The 16,110-nt window shown below is 67.9% G+C and carries 20 protein-coding genes; 5 read left to right on the plus strand and 15 right to left on the minus strand.

From position 1 onward, the window contains the following. Nucleotides 1–14: 14 nt before the first annotated feature. The 11 genes from LZ605_RS00850 to ccmA form a co-directional block, all read right to left on the minus strand. On the minus strand, nt 15–359 hold the full coding sequence (locus LZ605_RS00850) for a DUF1294 domain-containing protein (protein WP_249843478.1): 345 nt from the start codon (nt 357–359) through the stop codon (nt 15–17). Further along, nucleotides 360–1,472: a homoserine O-acetyltransferase MetX gene (gene metX / locus LZ605_RS00855; RefSeq protein ID WP_249843479.1), complete on the minus strand. Its 1,113-nt coding sequence runs from the start codon at nt 1,470–1,472 to the stop codon at nt 360–362. 153 nt (nt 1,473–1,625) lie between these two features. Continuing rightward, nucleotides 1,626–2,615 carry a c-type cytochrome biogenesis protein CcmI/CycH gene (locus tag LZ605_RS00860; protein ID WP_306803899.1) on the minus strand — a complete coding sequence of 330 codons (990 nt, stop codon included), beginning with the start codon at nt 2,613–2,615 and terminating at the stop codon, nt 1,626–1,628. Continuing rightward, nucleotides 2,609–3,055: a cytochrome c-type biogenesis protein gene (locus LZ605_RS00865; RefSeq protein WP_249843481.1), complete on the minus strand. Its 447-nt coding sequence runs from the start codon at nt 3,053–3,055 to the stop codon at nt 2,609–2,611. The genes LZ605_RS00860 and LZ605_RS00865 overlap by 7 nt, the downstream gene beginning before the upstream one ends. Nucleotides 3,056–3,059: 4 nt before the next feature. Further along, on the minus strand, nt 3,060–3,677 hold the full coding sequence (locus LZ605_RS00870) for a DsbE family thiol:disulfide interchange protein (RefSeq protein ID WP_249843482.1): 618 nt from the start codon (nt 3,675–3,677) through the stop codon (nt 3,060–3,062). A gap of 8 nt (nt 3,678–3,685) precedes the next feature. Beyond that, entirely contained in the window at nt 3,686–5,605 is a 1,920-nt protein-coding gene (locus LZ605_RS00875) for a heme lyase CcmF/NrfE family subunit (RefSeq protein WP_249843483.1), read from the minus strand. Continuing rightward, complete coding sequence (ccmE, locus tag LZ605_RS00880) at nt 5,606–6,067, minus strand: cytochrome c maturation protein CcmE (protein WP_249843484.1); 462 nt, start codon at nt 6,065–6,067, stop codon at nt 5,606–5,608. Continuing rightward, on the minus strand, nt 6,064–6,252 hold the full coding sequence (gene ccmD, locus LZ605_RS00885; protein ID WP_249843485.1) for a heme exporter protein CcmD: 189 nt from the start codon (nt 6,250–6,252) through the stop codon (nt 6,064–6,066). Before ccmD ends, ccmE begins: the two co-directional genes overlap by 4 nt. After that, complete coding sequence (ccmC, locus tag LZ605_RS00890; RefSeq protein ID WP_249843486.1) at nt 6,249–7,019, minus strand: heme ABC transporter permease CcmC; 771 nt, start codon at nt 7,017–7,019, stop codon at nt 6,249–6,251. The genes ccmD and ccmC overlap by 4 nt, the downstream gene beginning before the upstream one ends. 43 nt (nt 7,020–7,062) lie before the next feature. Then, a complete protein-coding gene (gene ccmB, locus LZ605_RS00895; RefSeq protein ID WP_249843487.1) occupies nt 7,063–7,758 on the minus strand; it encodes a heme exporter protein CcmB in 696 nt (231 codons plus the stop codon). Then, entirely contained in the window at nt 7,755–8,639 is an 885-nt protein-coding gene (gene ccmA, locus LZ605_RS00900; protein WP_429001136.1) for a heme ABC exporter ATP-binding protein CcmA, read from the minus strand. Before ccmA ends, ccmB begins: the two co-directional genes overlap by 4 nt. On the opposite strand from ccmA, the gene LZ605_RS00905 reads away from it, so the two are divergent. From LZ605_RS00905 to LZ605_RS00915, 3 genes are all read left to right on the plus strand, one after another. Then, complete coding sequence (locus tag LZ605_RS00905) at nt 8,565–9,713, plus strand: pyridoxal phosphate-dependent aminotransferase (protein WP_249843488.1); 1,149 nt, start codon at nt 8,565–8,567, stop codon at nt 9,711–9,713. The genes ccmA and LZ605_RS00905 overlap by 75 nt on opposite strands. A 14-nt stretch (nt 9,714–9,727) precedes the next feature. Next, complete coding sequence (locus LZ605_RS00910; RefSeq protein WP_249844976.1) at nt 9,728–10,534, plus strand: amidohydrolase; 807 nt, start codon at nt 9,728–9,730, stop codon at nt 10,532–10,534. A 112-nt stretch (nt 10,535–10,646) separates the two neighbouring features. Next, nucleotides 10,647–11,081 carry a hypothetical protein gene (locus tag LZ605_RS00915; RefSeq protein WP_107230949.1) on the plus strand — a complete coding sequence of 145 codons (435 nt, stop codon included), beginning with the start codon at nt 10,647–10,649 and terminating at the stop codon, nt 11,079–11,081. A 93-nt stretch (nt 11,082–11,174) separates the two neighbouring features. Here the strand turns inward: LZ605_RS00915 and LZ605_RS00920 are convergent, their stop codons facing one another. The 4 genes from LZ605_RS00920 to LZ605_RS00935 all read right to left on the minus strand — a co-directional run bounded on the left by LZ605_RS00920 (nt 11,175) and on the right by LZ605_RS00935 (nt 15,061). After that, a complete protein-coding gene (locus LZ605_RS00920; RefSeq protein WP_249843489.1) occupies nt 11,175–11,435 on the minus strand; it encodes a hypothetical protein in 261 nt (86 codons plus the stop codon). Between the two features lie 201 nt (nt 11,436–11,636). Next, nucleotides 11,637–13,274, minus strand: a complete 1,638-nt coding sequence (locus LZ605_RS00925) for a pseudouridine synthase (protein ID WP_249843490.1) — start codon at nt 13,272–13,274, stop codon at nt 11,637–11,639. Next, nucleotides 13,267–14,142 (minus strand): SMC-Scp complex subunit ScpB, encoded by an 876-nt coding sequence (gene scpB, locus LZ605_RS00930; RefSeq protein ID WP_249843491.1) that lies wholly within the window; start codon nt 14,140–14,142, stop codon nt 13,267–13,269. Before scpB ends, LZ605_RS00925 begins: the two co-directional genes overlap by 8 nt. Nucleotides 14,143–14,155: 13 nt before the next feature. Beyond that, nucleotides 14,156–15,061, minus strand: coding sequence for a segregation and condensation protein A (locus tag LZ605_RS00935; protein ID WP_249843492.1), 906 nt, complete (start codon nt 15,059–15,061; stop codon nt 14,156–14,158). 376 nt (nt 15,062–15,437) lie between these two features. Here LZ605_RS00935 and LZ605_RS00940 point away from each other — a divergent pair, with 376 nt between their 5' ends. Then, entirely contained in the window at nt 15,438–15,737 is a 300-nt protein-coding gene (locus tag LZ605_RS00940; RefSeq protein WP_249843493.1) for a YciI family protein, read from the plus strand. After that, nucleotides 15,734–16,009 (plus strand): BolA family protein, encoded by a 276-nt coding sequence (locus tag LZ605_RS00945; RefSeq protein ID WP_249843494.1) that lies wholly within the window; start codon nt 15,734–15,736, stop codon nt 16,007–16,009. Before LZ605_RS00940 ends, LZ605_RS00945 begins: the two co-directional genes overlap by 4 nt. The last annotated feature ends 101 nt before the right edge of the window (nt 16,010–16,110 follow it).

Below are 16,110 nucleotides of genomic sequence, written 5' to 3' on the forward strand. Positions count from 1 at the left end.
ACCGATTGCGAGGGTTATCGCGAAAACTCGCGCAGCAGCACCGCGATCGAGGCCACGTTGGCCAGCACACACAGCCAGAACACCCATTGGAATGCGGCCTTGCGGTGCTTGTGGCGGAATACGGCCTGGCCGAGCAGCGCGCCGGGCCAGCCGCCGGCGAACGCCAGCAGCTGCAGCGTGCGTTCGGGAATCCGCCATTGCTTTCGCTGGGCCGCGCGTTTGTCGTGGCCGTACAGCCCGAACGACACTGCGCTGACCAGCAGGCACCCGCCGCCCAGCCACAGCGGCAGCACGCCGCTGATCATCAATGCGATCAAGGCGCCGAACGCGGCCAGCGCCAGGTTGCGCCGCCAGCCCACTTACAGCGCGTCGAGGAAGTCGCGCACGGCCGGGCCGAACCGCTCGAAATCGACCAGGAACGCATCATGGCCCTGCGGCGATTCCAGGCCGATGAAGCGCGCCTCGGCACCACCGGCACGCAGGCCGTCGGCGACCTGTTGCTGCTGCTGCACCGGGAACAGGATGTCGGTGTTGGCGCCGATGGCCAGCGCCTTCTCCACCCGGATCTTCGCCAGCCCGGCCAGCACGTCGCCATCGGCGTACTCGGCCAGGTCGAACCAGTCCATCGAACGGCTCAGGTACAGGTAGCAGTTGGGATCGAAGAAGCGCACGAAGCGACGCGCGTGGCCTTCCAGGTAGCTTTCCACCTGGAATTCCAGGCCGAACGGATCGTCGTCGGCCTGGTCCGAATCCAGCCGCACGCGGCCGAATCGGCCGTCCCATTCCAGTGCGGAGCGATAGGTGATCACGCCCAGCTTGCGCGCCATGCGCATGCCGGACTCGGGGTATTCGGCGTCGTCGTAGTGGCCGCCATTCCAGCGCGGGTCGAGGCGGATCGCCTCGCGCTGCAGCGAGCGGATCGCGATCGAGAACGGCAGCGCCTGCGCACTGCCGGAGATGTTGATGTGACTGCGTGCGATGCCCGGGTGCAGCATCAGCACGGCCAATGCGGTCATGCCGCCCATCGAATTGCCGACCACGCAGGCCAGCTGGGTGATGCCCAGCGCACGCACGACCTCGACGGCGGCACGGGCACCGTCTTCGATCGACAGCTCGGGGAAATCGAGGCGGTAGGGCTGGCCAGTGGCGGGGTTGAGCGAGGCCGGGCCGGTCGAACCTTTGCAGCTGCCCAGCGAATTGACGCACACCACAAACCAGCGGTCGGTATCGATCGGCTTGCCCGGGCCGACCATCGCTTCCCACCAGCCCGGTGCCGGGTTGGCCTCATTGGCGGCGGCATGCGCGTCCGGGGAAAGGCCAGTGACGATCAGGATCGCGTTGCTGCCATCGGTGGCCAGCGTTCCCCAGGTTTCGAAGGCCACGCGTGCGCCGTGCAGGGCGCCACCGCGCTTGAACGGGAACGGCGAGGGCAGGGCGTGGAAACGCGTGCCGGGCGGGATGAATTCGGTCATGAGGGCATTCTAGCGGGGCGGCATGTGCAGCTGGCGACACGCTGGTTTCCATTGGCGATCGACACGGTAGTGCCGGCCGCTGGCCGGCAACCTCATGAACCTTGATGCGCCTGCGTGGTTGCCGGCCGGCGGCCGGCACTACCGCGCGGTGCGCTACGGAAACCGCAGCTCCACGACGCCTTCATGAGGCAGGCTCACCTTTACCGGGACGCTCTGCAGGTCATCTTCGCTCCGGTTGGCGCTGCCGCTGCGCGAGATGCGCGCCAGCACTTCCACTTCGCGGTGCGCCGACAGCGGTGCGGTGGGCATCGGGCTGTCGGCGTCGCCCAGCCCGACTGTGGCCGGGAAGCCGGCCAGTGGCAGCTTGCGTGCGGCCACCGGCATCGGCGGCCCGCCGACGGCACGCGCCAGCACGAACACCTGGGTGCTGGCCGGCCACTCGGCCGCTTTCATGGCCGGCAACTGCACACGTACCTGCAGCAATGCCGGCGCCGCTGCAACCGTTGCCTCGGCGGACTGGCCGGCCGCCTCACGGGCGATGGCAATCTGCGCCTGCAACGCCTGCGCGGCACCGGGTTCCAGCCGTGGCAGCAAACTGCTCCATACATCGGCGGCCTCGGCATTGCGGCCACGCTGGCGCAGGGCGATGCCCAGCAACCAGCTGGCCCGCTCCGCGTCCGGGGCCAGTGATCGAGCCTGCTGCAACCAGGCCACGGCGGTGTCATCGAACTGCTTGCCCGGGTCGGCCTGGGCACGCGCCTGCGCCGCTTCCACCAGCACTCCCGGATCATCGGGGGCGAGCGCTGCGGCGCGGGCGAACGCGGCGGCCGCGGCGGGAGCGTCGCCCAGTTCGGCCTGCGAACGGCCCAGCAGGGCCCAGCCATCGGCACGCTGCGGATCGCGCTTCAGTGCGTCCTGCAGGGCCTGCACCCCATCGTGCAAGGTCGCCACCGTGGCTGCCGGTTTCAGCTGCGCAGCACGGGGATCACCCACCAGCACATACAGGCAGGTACCGGCAACGCCGAGTGCGAGCACACCCACGAAAAACCCTTTGCGGCCGTGGTGGCGCAGCGGCCACAGCACCAGCACCGCCATCAGTGCTGCCACGGCTCCGGCCATTGTCGGCAGCCACACGTTCACCAGCCGTCTCCTTCATCGTCCTTGCCGGCCGGTGCGGCAGCCACCGTGCGCCCGCGGCGGCGGACGATGCCCAGCACCACCAGCGCACCGGCACCGAGTACCAGCAACGGGCCGCCCCACAGCAGCCAGGTGCCCGGCTGCAGCGGCGGCTGGTAGAGCACGAACTCGCCATAGCGGGCCACCAGGAACTGCTTGATCTGCGCATCGTCGTGGCCCTGCTGCATCAGCTGCAGCACCTCGCGGCGCAGGTCCTGGGCAATCTGGGCATTGGAGTCGGCCAGCGACTGGTTCTGGCACTGCACGCAGCGCAGCTGCGCGGCCAGGTCATGGAAGCGACGCTCTTCGGCGCCATCGCGGAACTGCAGCGGCTGCGGGTCGTGCAGCGGCTGCTGGGCCAGCGTGGCCAGTGGCAGCATCAGCAGCAGCACCAGCAGCCAGCGCATCGGGTTACGGTGCCGTATGCAGGGTAGTGCCGGCATTGCCCTGCGCCTTTTCGATCTTTTCCAGCGCCGGGATCAGCTTCTCGTCGACCACACGCTGGGTCATCGCACCGCTGTACTTCCAGCGCACCACGCCGCTGCCATCGACCAGGAAGGTCTCCGGCGCAGCGGTCACGCCCCAGTCGATCGCGGTACGTCCCTCGACATCGCTGAGCACCACCATGAACGGATTGCCCAGCTGTTCCAGCCAGTGCAGTGCGTCGGTCGGGTCGTCCTTCCAGTTGTAGCCGATCACGCGCACGCGCTTGCTCTCGGCGAAACGGGTCAGCACCGGGTGTTCCTCGCGGCAGGCCGCGCACCAGCTGCCCCACACGTTCAGCAGGTAGGGGGCGCCGCGCAGCTCATCGCTGCGCACGATCATGTCCGGGTCGTGCAGCACCGGCAGCGCGAACGCCGGCGCGGGCTTGTCGATCAGTGCCGAAGGCAGCACGTCACGCTGCGGGTCGCCCGATTTCATCACCCCGTAGATCATCAGCCCGAGCAGGCCGAAGAAGAACAGCACGCCGATCACGATGGCTACCGGCGGCAGCGGGCGGGAGGGGCGCGGGGCGGGGGACTCGGACATGGAAACTCCTACGGACGACGGAAACGGCGGTCAGCGGCGGTGATGAATCCGCCCAGGGCCATCAGCAGCGCGCCCAGCCAGATCCAGCGCACGAACGGCTTGATATGCACCCGCACCGCCCATGCATTGTTGCCCAGCGGCTCGCCCAATGCCACGTAGACATCGCCATCGAAGCGTGCATCGATGCCGGCTTCGGTCATCACCTGGCCGCCGCTGGCGTACTGGCGCTTCTCCGGATGCAGCAGGGCCTGTTCATGGCCGTTGCGGAACACCCGCAGATGACCACGGTCGGCGATGAAGTTCGGGCCTTCGCGGTGGTCCACGCCCTCGAAGCGCACCTCGTAACGGCCGACCACCAGCTGCTGGCCCGGTGCCAGCGCCACTTCGCGCTGCACGTTCAGGGCTTCCACCAGCAGTGCGCCCGCCAGGAACACCGCAATGCCGGTGTGGGCAACAATCATGCCGAGCATTTCGGCGGTGAAGCGGCCATTGCCGCGCAGCCGCTGCCAGACAAAGCGCGCGGTACCGAGCCCGACCCAGGCGGCGGCGGCCACACCGATGCCGGCCTTCCAGCCGTTCTGCGGCGCCTGCCACCAGGCCAATGCACCGAGCACCACCGCCAGGCCCAGCCAGGGCGCCAGCAGCGCGAAGGCGCGCGAGGGCTGGTCACGCTGCCACTTCACCAGCGGCCCGAACGGCAGCAGCAGCACCATCGGTGCCATCAGCAGCAGGAACAGGCTGCCGAAGTAGGGTGGCCCGACCGAGATCTTGCCCAGTGACAGCGCGTCGGCCAGCAGCGGGTACAACGTGCCCAGCAGCACCATCGCGCAGGCCGTGGCCAGCAGCAGGTTGTTGGCCAGCAGCAGGGTTTCGCGCGAGGTGGCGGTGAAGCCGCGGCGCGGATCGTCGGCATCCACGCTCAGCTGGCTGGCGCGCAGTGCGTACAGCAGCAGGCTGCCGCCGACCAGCAGCGACAGGAAGATCAGGATGAACAGGCCGCGCGAGGGATCGGCGGCGAACGAATGCACGCTGGTCAGCACGCCCGAGCGCACCAGGAACGTGCCCAGCAGCGACAGCGCGAAGGCGGCGATCGCCAGCAGCAGGGTCCAGCTGCCGAAGGTGCCGCGCTTTTCAGTGACGGCCTGTGAGTGGATCAGTGCCGCACCGACCAGCCAGGGCATGAAGCTGGCGTTCTCCACCGGGTCCCAGAACCACCAGCCGCCCCAGCCCAGCTCGTAGTAGGCCCACCAGCTGCCCAGCGCGATGCCGAGGGTCAGAAAGCCCCAGGCCACGTTGGTCCACGGCCGCGTCCAGCGCAGCCAGCGCGCGTCGATGCGGCCTTCCAGCAGTGCGGCCACGGCGAAGGCGAAGGGCACCGCGAAGCCGACGTAGCCCAGGTACAGCATCGGCGGGTGAATGATCAGGCCCGGGTCCTGCAGCAGCGGGTTGAGGTCGCGGCCTTCCAGCGGCGCCGGGTTCAGGCGCAGGAACGGGTTGGAGGTGAAGATGAGGAACGCGAGGAAGCCGACGCTGACGATGCCCATCACCGCCAGCACGCGCGCCTGCACCGGCGCCGGCAGGTGCCGCGAGAACAGCGCCACCGCGCCGGTCCACAGTGCCAGCACCAGCGCCCACATCAGCAGCGAGCCTTCGTGCGCACCCCACACCGCCGAGTAGCGGTAGATCATCGGCAGCAGTGAGTTGGAATTCTCGGCGACATAGCGCACCGAGAAGTCCTGCTGCACGAATGCGGCGGTGAGCACCGCGAACGCACCGGCCAGCAGCAGCAACTGCGCGAAGGCGGCCGGTCGTGCCACCGCCATCCATGCGGCATGGTTGCGATGTGCACCGGCCAGCGGCAGGGCGGTCTGCAGCAGCGAGGCCAGCAGCGCGCACAACAGCAGGATCTGACCCAGTTCGGGCAGCACTCAACGCACCTCGGGCGCCGTTACCGGCACGTCATGCTTGCGATGGGCGTCGCCCATCTTGTCGGCCACTTCCTTCGGCACATATTTTTCATCGTGCTTGGCCAGCACTTCGTCGGCGACGAACACGCCATCCTGCAGGCGGCCACTGGCGACCACCGCCGTGCCTTCGGCGAACATGTCCGGCAGGATCCGTGAGGTGGCCACGGGCAGCTGTGCATCGCCGTCGGTCACCTCGAAGCGTGCCTCCAGCGAGCCGACCGGGCGGTTGAAGGATCCCTTCACCACCATGCCGCCCAAGCGGAAGCGCGTCTGTGCATCGACATCGCCGCGCAGTACTTCGGCGGGCGTGTACAGATAGGCGATGTTGCGCTCCAACGCCATCGCCACCAGTGCGGTGGCCAGGCCGGAGGCAAGCAGGGCCAGCAGTACCCAGGCCAGGCGGCGACGCTGCACCGGCGTCATCGTTCCAGCTCCGTCGGCAGCGAGGCCGCTGCGTCCTGCTTGCCGGCGCGGGTCTGCTGCCGTTGCTGCCGGGCCAGTGCCAGGCGGCGCGCCACGCGCAGGCGCAGCCACGAACCGAGGACATCGGCGCCGAGCACCAGCACGAACACGGCGTAGGCACCGATCACATAGGGCAGGTGGGTCATGGCTGGGCCTCCCGGGCCGGGCGCTCTGAATCGACGCGGCCACCGACCCAGGCCTTGCCCGCCTCGCGGTCGAGGTTGTCGGCGCGCGCCTTGGCCAGCACCGAACCGGCGAACCAGAACTTGGTGCCGATCACCATCCACCACAGCGGCGCGATCATCGCGCTGCTGATCGCCGAGTCACCAAATACATTGATCGACTGGCGCTGGTGAAGGCCACCCCACCAGTCCACCGAGTAGCGGATCACCGGCAGCAGGCTGACACCGACGATGGCCAGCAGTCCGGCCGCGCGCGCGGCGCTGCGGCGGTCTTCGATGGCGTGGTACAGGCCGATCACGCCCAGGTACAGGAACAGCAGCACCAGTTCACTGGTCATGCGCGGGTCCCAATCCCACCAGGTGCCCCAGGTGCCCTTGCCCCAGATGCTGCCGGTGAGCAGGGTGATCAGGGTGAAGCCGGCGCCCATCGGCGCGCAGGCCATGGCCAGGATCTCGCAGACCTTGATCCGCCAGATCAGTGCGATGGCGGCATACAGCGCCATCAGCGCGAACACGAACAGGCTCATCCAGGCGCTGGGCACGTGGATGTAGAGGATGCGGAAGCTGTCCAGCTGCCGGGCCTCCGGCGGCACCACCAGCAGCGCCTGCCAGATGCCGACCAGCAGCACCGGCACCGCAGCGAGGTAGAACACCCGCGACCAGCGGGCAGCGAAACGGTCGAACGTGGGCGGTGAACCGAGTTGGTGGAACCAGCGGACAATCGGATTCATGCGTGGCGGCTATCCAGCAGGGGTGGATTGGCTCTCAGCTCGGTCAACTCAGAGAAATGCGTATTGCAGCAGCAGTGGCCAGCGGTGCCAGCACCAGCGCGACCAGCAGGCCGGCGCCCAGCATCAGCAGTGCACCGACCGGATCCTGTCCGCGTCCGGCCGCCGCCAGGCTGCCTGCGCCGAACACCAGCACCGGCACGTACAGCGGCAACGACAGCAACGCCACGAGAATACCAGAGCGCCGGATGCCTACGGTCAGCGCGGCGACCACGCCACCGATCAGGCTCAGCAACGGCGTTCCCAGCAGCAACGATGCCAGCAACAGCGGCAGCCGGTCATGCGGCAGATGCAGCATTTCGGCCAGCAACGGGCTGACCACGATCAACGGCAGCGCTGTGGTGGCCCAGTGCAGCAGCACGCGCACCAGTACCAGCCAGGCCAGCGGCACCGGTGCCAGCAGCCATTGCTCCAGCGAGCCGTCTTCAGCATCGGAACGGAACAGCGAATCCAGCGACAGCTGCCCGGCCAGCAGCACCGCAAGCCACAGCACGGCGCCGGCGGTGGCGCTCAGCAGTTCTGGTTCGCGGCCCTGGGCCAGCGCGAACAGCACCACCACCAGCACTGCGAACAGCAGCGGCTGCAGCGCATCGCCGCGACGGCGCCAGAGCAGGCGCAGATCGCGCTTGAGCAGGGCGCCGGCGGTCTGCCACAGGCCCGGTTCGGTACCCGGCGCGATCATGCGGCACCACCGAGGTCGAGCTGGCGGGTGCGCACCGGCGGTGCGGCATACGCGCCATGGGTGGTGACCAGCGCTGCGCCACCGGCGCGCAGGTGCGCCGAGATCATCCGGTTGACCAGGGTGATGCCCTCCAGGTCGAGGTTGGCATAGGGTTCGTCGAGCAGCCACAGCGGCGCCGGCGACAGCCAGATGCGCGCCAGCGCCAGGCGCCGCTTCTGCCCGGCGGACAGGTGACGCACCAGGGTGTCTTCGTAGCCGGCCAGGCCGACGATGGCCAGCGCGTTGCCCGGCATCTGCCGCGCACGGCGGCCGTGCAGGCCGCACAGGAAGTGCAGGTTCTCCAGCGTATCCAGGTCCGGCTTCAGCGCGGGCAGGTGGCTGAGATAGGCGACGTAGCGCGCCCGCTCGGCATTGCTGGCCGGCTTGCCGTCGATCCGTACCTGGCCGGCACCGGGCCGGGCCAGGCCGGCCAGCACGCGCAGCAGCGTGGTCTTGCCGGCACCGTTGCCACCCTGCACCAGCAGGGCTTCGCCGGCGTCCACGTGGAAGTCCAGCGGGCCGAACACCGGCTCGTCATTGCGGGAGAAGCTCAGGCCACTGGCGGCCAGCAATGCAGGGGTGTTCAAGGGGCAGGGGTCTTCATGCCGGAGTGCGGCGGCAATTGTAGCGGTGAATTCAGATGGTAGTGCCGGCCGCTGGCCGGCAATTTCCCCATCTGCCAGCCGAGGTTGCCGGCCGGCGGCCGGCACTACCGAAGCAGGGATTGCGTAAACTCGGGGATCCGTCTCCCCATACTCCCCAGGCCGATGCAACCCAACACCAAGCTGCCCAAGGTCGGTACCACGATCTTCACCGTGATGTCCCAGCTCGCCGCCGAACACGGCGCGGTCAACCTGGGCCAGGGTTTCCCGGACTTTTCCGCGCCGCAGCGCCTGATCGACGAGACCGCCAGGGCGATGGCTGCCGGTCTGAACCAGTACCCGCCGATGACCGGCGTGGCGCCGCTGCGCCAGGCGATCGCGCAGAAGGCGCTGGACTGCTATGGCGCACAGATCGACGCGGACAGCGAGATCACCGTCACCAGCGGCGGCACCGAGGCGATCTTCAATGCCATCCACGCCGTGGTGCGTGCCGGCGAGGAAGTGATCGTGCTCGACCCGGCGTATGACTGCTATGAGCCGGCGATCGACCTGGCCGGCGCCAGGGCGGTGCATGTGTCGCTCGATCCGCAGACCTTCGCGGTCGATTGGGATCGCGTGCGTGCGGCAATCACTCCGCGCACCCGCATGCTGATCGTCAACACCCCGCACAATCCGTCCGGCGCGATGCTGTCGGCGCAGGACATGCAGGCGCTGACCGAGCTGCTGCGCGGCACGCAGATCTACCTGATCTCCGATGAAGTGTACGAGCACATCATCTATGACGGCCGCCGTCATGAATCGGTGCTGCGCTACCCGGAACTGCGCGAGCGCGCGTTCGTCATTTCCAGCTTCGGCAAGACCTACCACTGCACCGGCTGGAAGATCGGCTACGCGATCGCGCCGTCGGCGCTGACCGCCGAGTTCCGCAAGGTGCACCAGTACAACACCTTTACCAGCTTTGGCCCGGCGCAGTACGGCTTCGCCGCGATGATCCGTGACGAGCCGGAACACCACCTGGAGCTGGGCGCGTTCTACCAGGCCAAGCGCGATCGCTTCCGCGAGCAGCTGGCCGGTACCCGCCTGAAGCCGCTGCCGGTGCCGGGAGGCTACTTCCAGCTGGTCGACTACTCGGCCATCAGCGACCTGCCGGATCACGAGTTCGTGAAGTGGCTGACCATCGAGAAGGGCGTGACCGCCATCCCGCTGTCGCCGTTCTACGAGAATCCCCCGGCTGGCCAGCGCCTGGTGCGCCTGTGCTTTGCCAAGAATGAAGCGACCATGGACGCGGCGATCGAACGCCTGCGCCTTCTTTGAGCGGAGCAGCGATGATGCAGGACCTGCGCATTTCCCTCGTCCAGGGCGATACCCGCTGGCATGACCCGGCGGGCAATCGTGAATACTACGGCGCGCTGCTGGCGCCGTTGGCCGGCAACACCGACCTGGTGATCCTGCCGGAGACCTTCACCAGTGGCTTCTCCAACGATGCCATCGCCCAGGCCGAAGGCATGGACGGCGCGACTGTGGCCTGGGTGCGCGAGCAGGCCCGGGCGTTGAACGCGGCGGTGATCGGCAGCGTGCAGCTGCGCGATGGCGAGGGCGTGTACAACCGCCTGCTGTTCGCCACACCCGATGGCGGGCTGCAGTACTACGACAAGCGTCACCTGTTCCGCTACGGCGGCGAGCACGAACGCTATGCCGCCGGTCGCGAGCGCCTGAGCGTGGAATGGAAGGGCTGGCGGATCAATCCGCAGGTCTGCTACGACCTGCGCTTCCCGGTGTTCTGCCGCAACCGCTACAACGTCGAGCGTCCCGAGCAATTGGACTTCGACCTGCAGATCTTCGTCGCCAACTGGCCCTCGGCGCGTGCCTATGCGTGGAAGACCCTGCTGCGCGCGCGGGCGATCGAGAACCTGTGTTTCGTGGCTGCAGTGAACCGCGTGGGCGTGGATGGCAACCAGCTGCACTATGCAGGCGACAGCGCGGTGATCGATTTCCTCGGCCAGCCGCAGGTGGAGATCCGCGAGCGCGAGCAGGTGGTGACCACCACCATTTCGGCCGAGGCGCTGGCCGCGCACCGCGCACGCTTCCCGGCGATGCTCGATGCCGATGCGTTCCATCTGGACGAGCAGGCCTGAGCCAGCCGGACGGCGGCTGAATGTTGGCCGCACCTGTACGCGCGCGTGCATCCATCGTGCACGCGCGCGCTGCTAGATTCGCCAGCAGTCCGAACGATCTGGAAGTCCCGCCATGAACAAGCCCTTCGCCCTGCTGCTGGCCCTGTCTGCCGCGTCGCTGGCCCCGGCCGCGCACGCCGCCGGCAATCTCGACTGCCAGCTTCGCTACAACCTGTCCGGCTGGTCGCTGATCTACAAGACCGCCTCCGGCAACGGCACGGTCACCTGCAGCAACGGTGCCAGCCTGCCGGTACGCATCCAGATGAAGGGGGGCGGCCTGACGGTGGGTAAATCGAAGATCACCAATGGCCGGGGCAGTTTCACCGGTGCGGTCAGCGTCAATGAACTGCTGGGGACCTACGCATCGGTTGGCGCGCACGCGGGTGCGGTGAAGTCCAGCAACGCGCAGGTGATGACCAAGGGCGACATCTCGCTGGCCCTGTCCGGCACCGGCGAAGGCTGGGATCTGGGCGTGGACGGCACCGCCTTCACCATCAGCCGCCGCTGACCCCAAAAAAGGGGACGGAAGGGATTAAGTCGTTTTCGCCTTGACCACTCGCAATGTGGCAAGAGCGACTTAGTCCCCTACGTCCCCTTCTTCTTACCAGCCGATCTGCAGGTTCCAGGCGTGACCGGTTACGCTCAGTTGTTCGACCTCGTAGCCACGGTCCTGGTAATGCGCCATTACTGCTTCGGCCTGGCCTTCGCGCGCCAGGCCGCGGGGTAGGGCGACCACGATATTGCGTTTGCCTTCGCGTGAATTGGCATCAATGGAGTAATCGATGTCCTGGATGAATTCGCCGGTGGTACGGCCAGCGAGGTCGGCGTTGGCGCGTGCCTGTTCGGGGGTGATGCCAGTCATGGGAAGTGCCCTGTGGTGTGGAAGAGCGCCCACGATAGAGACCGGTCGACCCGGTTACGGCGACCTGTGACACAGATAACTTGTTTTCAAACCTTTCCTAAAACGGAACTGCACCATCGGTCGCGCCCAATCTCGGGCCGACACCAGACAAAGAAAAACCCCGGCCTGCGCCGGGGTTTTTCGTTTCAGTCGCAGTAGCGATCAGCCGCCGCGCGGGCCGCTGCGGCGCGGGCCGCCCGGACCGCGGTTGCCGCCGGGGCCACCCGGGCCACGGTTGCCACCCGGACCGCCGGGGCCGCGATTACCGCCCGGGCCACGGTTGTTGCCGCCACCCGGACCGCGACCGCCCGGACGGGCGCCGTGTGCCGGCTTCGGGCTGCCATACGGGTTGAAGCCCGGGGTGGCGTGGTCGGACGGGAAGCTCGGGGCGTTGCCCGGATGACCGTACGGGTGCTTGTTGCCCTGGCCCTGCGAGCGGTTGCCGCCACCGGCCGGACGACCCTGGCCGCCTGCGCCGCCACGGCCTTCACCGCCGAAACCGCCACGGCCCTGGCCGCCACCGGCGCCTGCGCCTGCGCTCTTCGGCTTGCCGTACGGACGGCCCTGGCCGCCCGCGCCCGGACCACGGGCACCCGGGCCACGTGCGCCCGGACCGGCATTGCGATGGCCGCTCGGGCCGGTGCTGACACCGTCCGGCACGTACCAGGTACGGAACGCGGCCGGGTTGCCTTCCGGCAGCGAGCGATCATTCTTCGGCGCGCGCTGCTTGAACGGCTTCTGCGACTGCTTGGCCGCCGCTTCACCGCTGACCGTCAGGCCGCCCTTGAAGCCGCCACCCTTGCCACCGCGACCACGGCCGCGATCTTCGCGCACGTTGTCGAAGCGGCGCAGTTCGCGGCCTTCGTCGGCCGTGTTGTGGCCGTTGACGTACGCATTGCCACGGCCACCTTCGCGCACGCGCACGGTGGTCTTGGCGGCGCGGCGCTGGCCGATCACCGGCTGCAGGGTCAGTGCCGACGGCGCGCCTTCTTCCAGCTTCAGCTGCGCACGCAGGGCTTCGACCTGGGAGGTGCCCAGTTCCACCGAATGGCCACGGGCCAGTTCGCGCGGCAGGCTGACCTTGCCGTAGCGGGTGCGCTTGAGGCGGCTGACCTGGCAGCCCTGCGATTCCCACAGGCGGCGCACTTCGCGGTTGCGGCCTTCCTTTACCACGACGCGGAACCAATCGTGCGAATCGGTGCCGCCGATGCGTTCGATCTCGTCGAACTTGGCCGGGCCGTCTTCCAGCGCGACGCCACGGGCGAGGCGGTCGACGATGGCGTCGGAGACCTTTTCCTCACCTTCCGGGGCGCGCACGCGCACCACGTACTCGCGCTCGACCTCGAGCGACGGGTGCATCATGGCGTTGGCCAGTTCACCGTCGGTGGTGGCCAGCAGCAGGCCGGTGGTGTTGATGTCCAGGCGGCCGATGGCGATCCAGCGCGCGCCCTTCAGCGGCGGCAGCGATTCGAATACGGTCGGGCGGCCTTCGGGATCTTCGCGGGTGGTCACTTCGCCTTCCGGCTTGTTGTAGACCAGCACGCGCGACGGTTCGGCCAGCGCGGTGGCGACGAAGCCACGGCCATCCAGCTCGATCTTGTCGCCGCTCTTGACCGACATGCCGGTCTGCGCGACTTCGCCGTTGACCTTGACCAGGCCCTCGGCAATGCGCTGTTCCAGCGCGCGGCGCGAGCCGAGGCCGGCCTGGGCCAGCACCTTGTGCAGGCGCTCTTCCAGCTTGAACTGTTCGGAGGTGGCTTCGCGCTTGAGCGAGAGCTTGTTACGGGGGGTGTCACTCATCAGTTTTGCTCCGGCCGACGGTTTCGAGGTCGGCCTCTGGTTCGGAATCGGCTTGGTCAACAGCCACGGTCGTCGTCGCGACGGCGTTGTCTTCGCGTTCGTTCACTGGCACCGCGCGCTCGCCCGGCGCGGAATCGGGGTGCCCATCATCGAGGGGCGAAGGTGCTTGCTCATCGGAAGCCGAGGCAGTGTCTGCATCGGCGGAATCTGGGGTGTCACTGCCGGCCAGGCCGGCGTCATCGTTGGCGGCAGCGCCGTCGGCGCCGGCCGAAACATCCGGGCCGTCTGCACCGGCAACGGCCGGGCCATCGCGGTCCAGCGCCAGCTGCGGTTCCAGCTCGCCCAGGTCCTTCAGTTCGGACAGGGGCGGCAGTTCGTCCAGGCGCTTGAGGCCGAAATAGTCCAGGAAGCCCTTGGTGGTGCCGAACAGTGCCGGCTTGCCGGGCACGTCGCGGTGGCCGACCACACGGATCCATTCACGTTCTTCCAGGGCCTGGATGATGTTGCTGCTGACCGCCACGCCGCGCACCTGTTCGATCTCGCCGCGGGTGATCGGTTGCCGGTAGGCGATCAGCGCCAGGGTTTCCAGCGTGGCACGGGTGTAGCGGGTCTTGCGTTCGGTCCACAGCCGGCTGATCCAGCTGTGCACTTCGCCGGTGACCTGGTAGCGGAAGCCGGAGGCGACCTCGACCAGTTCCACGCCGCGCTCCGCGCAGGCTTCACGCAGGCGCTCCAGCGCACGTTCGATGCTGCCCGGCGGTGCTGGTTCCTCTTCCGGGAACAGGTCCTTCAGCTGGGCCAGGGTCAGCGGCTGGCTGGAGGCCAGCAGGGCACCTTCGACTATGCGGTTGATCAGCGATTGATCCATCTGCAGGCAGCGCTCACTCGTTCTCGTTGGCGTCGTCGTTGTCGTCGAACTCGCTGCTGAACTGCAGCGGGGCGTTGGTGTTGCCGGCGGCCAGCGACTTCACGTAGATCGGCGCCAGCGGCTCTTCCTGCACGATGTCCAGCAACTGCTCCTTGGCCAGTTCCAGCACCGCCAGGAACGTGACCAGCACGCCCAGCTTGCCTTCTTCGGCGGTGAACAGGCTCTCGAAACGATAGAACCTGCCATCTTCCATGCGGCCGAGCACTTCGCCCATGCGCTGGCGAACACTCAGTGCCTCGCGCTTGATGGCGTGGCCGCTGAACAGCTCGGCGCGCTTGAGCACGTCGTGCAGCGCCAGCAGCATTTCCTTCAGGTCCACCGGCGGCGGCAGTTTCACCGCCGCGCGCTCGGGCATGAAGGCATGCGCCACCGTGGTGTCGCGGTCCTGGCGGGGCAGGGCGTCGATGTCCTCGGCCGCCTGCTTGAAGCGTTCGTACTCCTGCAGCCGGCGCACCAGCTCGGCGCGCGGGTCGGCCTCGTCGCCTTCCTCGCTGACCGGCCGCGGCAGCAGCATGCGCGACTTCACCTCGGCCAGGATCGCGGCCATCACCAGGTACTCGGCCGCCAGCTCGAAACGCAGCTCGCGCATCACGGTGATGTATTCCACGTACTGCCGGGTGATCTCGGCCACCGGAATGTCCAGCACGTCCAGGTTCTGCCGGCGGATCAGGTACAGCAGCAGGTCCAGCGGGCCTTCAAAGGCATCCAGGATCACTTCCAGCGCGTCCGGCGGGATGTACAGGTCCTGCGGGATCTGCAGGACCGGTTGCCCATGCACCACGGCCAGCGGCATTTCCTGCTGCTGGGGGGCGGGCGGCCGGGTTGGCGGGTTCGCGTCGAGCGCGAGTTCGGAAGTCATCTAATGGACATCAGGATTGCAACGGACCAGTCGCGGCACCGGGTTCGCCGGGCCAACGCCACGGAGCCCCAGGGCACCAGACACGCCGGGATCGGCGCGATTCCACACATATCAAACAGCAGGACGCGCCGCAGCGAACGGCAGCGACGAAACTACGGGGAGGTCGTCTACGTGGCCCGGTCAGGCGATCCGGTTTTGAAGCGGCAGGTCGGTCGTCGGGGGCCGCATTGGCCGCAGGAACCGAAGAGCTGCTGCATCCAGCCACGTGCAATGGACTCTAGGGTAAGCCTTTGTGGCGCAGGTGTCCAGCCGAGGGCGGCGGCAGGGGCCATTGGCTAGAATCTGCGGACCCGAAAACGCAAGCGAGGTAACGCCGGTGTGGTATGTGATCGAGGGGTATGACGGCCAGGATGTGCTGGCACAGCGGCTGCAGGCCCGGCCCGAACATCTGGCACGTCTGCACGGGCTGCGCGACGAAGGGCGCCTGCTGCTGGCCGGCCCCTGTCCGGCGGTGGATAGCGAAGACCCCGGTCCGGCCGGCTTCAGCGGCTCGGTGGTGATTGCCCAGTTCGAGTCGCTGGCCCAGGCTCAGGCCTGGGCCGATGCCGACCCTTACGTCGCCGCGGGCGTCTACACCCGCGTGCAGGTGCGGCCGTTCCGCAAGGTCCTGCCGTGAACGGCGGACGGATCGAACGGATCCGTGATGCGCTGCAACAGGCGCTGGCTCCGACCCGGCTGGAAATCGAAGACGACAGTCATCGCCATGCCGGCCATGCCGGAGCCCGCGATGGGCGCGGCCATTTCAACGTACTGGTGGTCAGCGAGCGCTTTGCCGGGCTGGGCCCGCTGGCGCGCCACCGCGCGGTCTATGCCGCACTGGGGGCGATGATGGACAACGACATCCACGCCCTGTCCATCCGCGCATCCACCCCGTCAGAACAGGGCTGAGCCCTTGTCCCGCGCTGTCATCGCAGGTCTTCGCAAAGGCCTGTGATGGACAGGTTTTCATGTCCATTTCAGGACATTCGCCTAACGGACTGTTTACAAGC

The organism is Stenotrophomonas maltophilia (assembly GCF_023518235.1).
Classification (GTDB): Bacteria; Pseudomonadota; Gammaproteobacteria; order Xanthomonadales; family Xanthomonadaceae; genus Stenotrophomonas.

Coding starts and splice junctions, on each gene's coding strand:
- LZ605_RS00910 (WP_249844976.1), top strand. CDS start 9,728: ATGCAGGACCTGCGCATTTCCCTCGTCCAGGGCGATACCCGCTGGCAT.
- LZ605_RS00925 (WP_249843490.1), bottom strand. CDS start 13,274: ATGAGTGACACCCCCCGTAACAAGCTCTCGCTCAAGCGCGAAGCCACC.
- LZ605_RS00935 (WP_249843492.1), bottom strand. CDS start 15,061: ATGACTTCCGAACTCGCGCTCGACGCGAACCCGCCAACCCGGCCGCCC.
- LZ605_RS00905 (WP_249843488.1), top strand. CDS start 8,565: ATGCAACCCAACACCAAGCTGCCCAAGGTCGGTACCACGATCTTCACC.
- ccmE (WP_249843484.1), bottom strand. CDS start 6,067: ATGACGCCGGTGCAGCGTCGCCGCCTGGCCTGGGTACTGCTGGCCCTG.
- LZ605_RS00915 (WP_107230949.1), top strand. CDS start 10,647: ATGAACAAGCCCTTCGCCCTGCTGCTGGCCCTGTCTGCCGCGTCGCTG.
- LZ605_RS00870 (WP_249843482.1), bottom strand. CDS start 3,677: ATGTCCGAGTCCCCCGCCCCGCGCCCCTCCCGCCCGCTGCCGCCGGTA.
- LZ605_RS00920 (WP_249843489.1), bottom strand. CDS start 11,435: ATGACTGGCATCACCCCCGAACAGGCACGCGCCAACGCCGACCTCGCT.
- metX (WP_249843479.1), bottom strand. CDS start 1,472: ATGACCGAATTCATCCCGCCCGGCACGCGTTTCCACGCCCTGCCCTCG.
- scpB (WP_249843491.1), bottom strand. CDS start 14,142: ATGGATCAATCGCTGATCAACCGCATAGTCGAAGGTGCCCTGCTGGCC.
- LZ605_RS00865 (WP_249843481.1), bottom strand. CDS start 3,055: ATGCGCTGGCTGCTGGTGCTGCTGCTGATGCTGCCACTGGCCACGCTG.
- ccmD (WP_249843485.1), bottom strand. CDS start 6,252: ATGACCCACCTGCCCTATGTGATCGGTGCCTACGCCGTGTTCGTGCTG.
- ccmC (WP_249843486.1), bottom strand. CDS start 7,019: ATGAATCCGATTGTCCGCTGGTTCCACCAACTCGGTTCACCGCCCACG.
- ccmB (WP_249843487.1), bottom strand. CDS start 7,758: ATGATCGCGCCGGGTACCGAACCGGGCCTGTGGCAGACCGCCGGCGCC.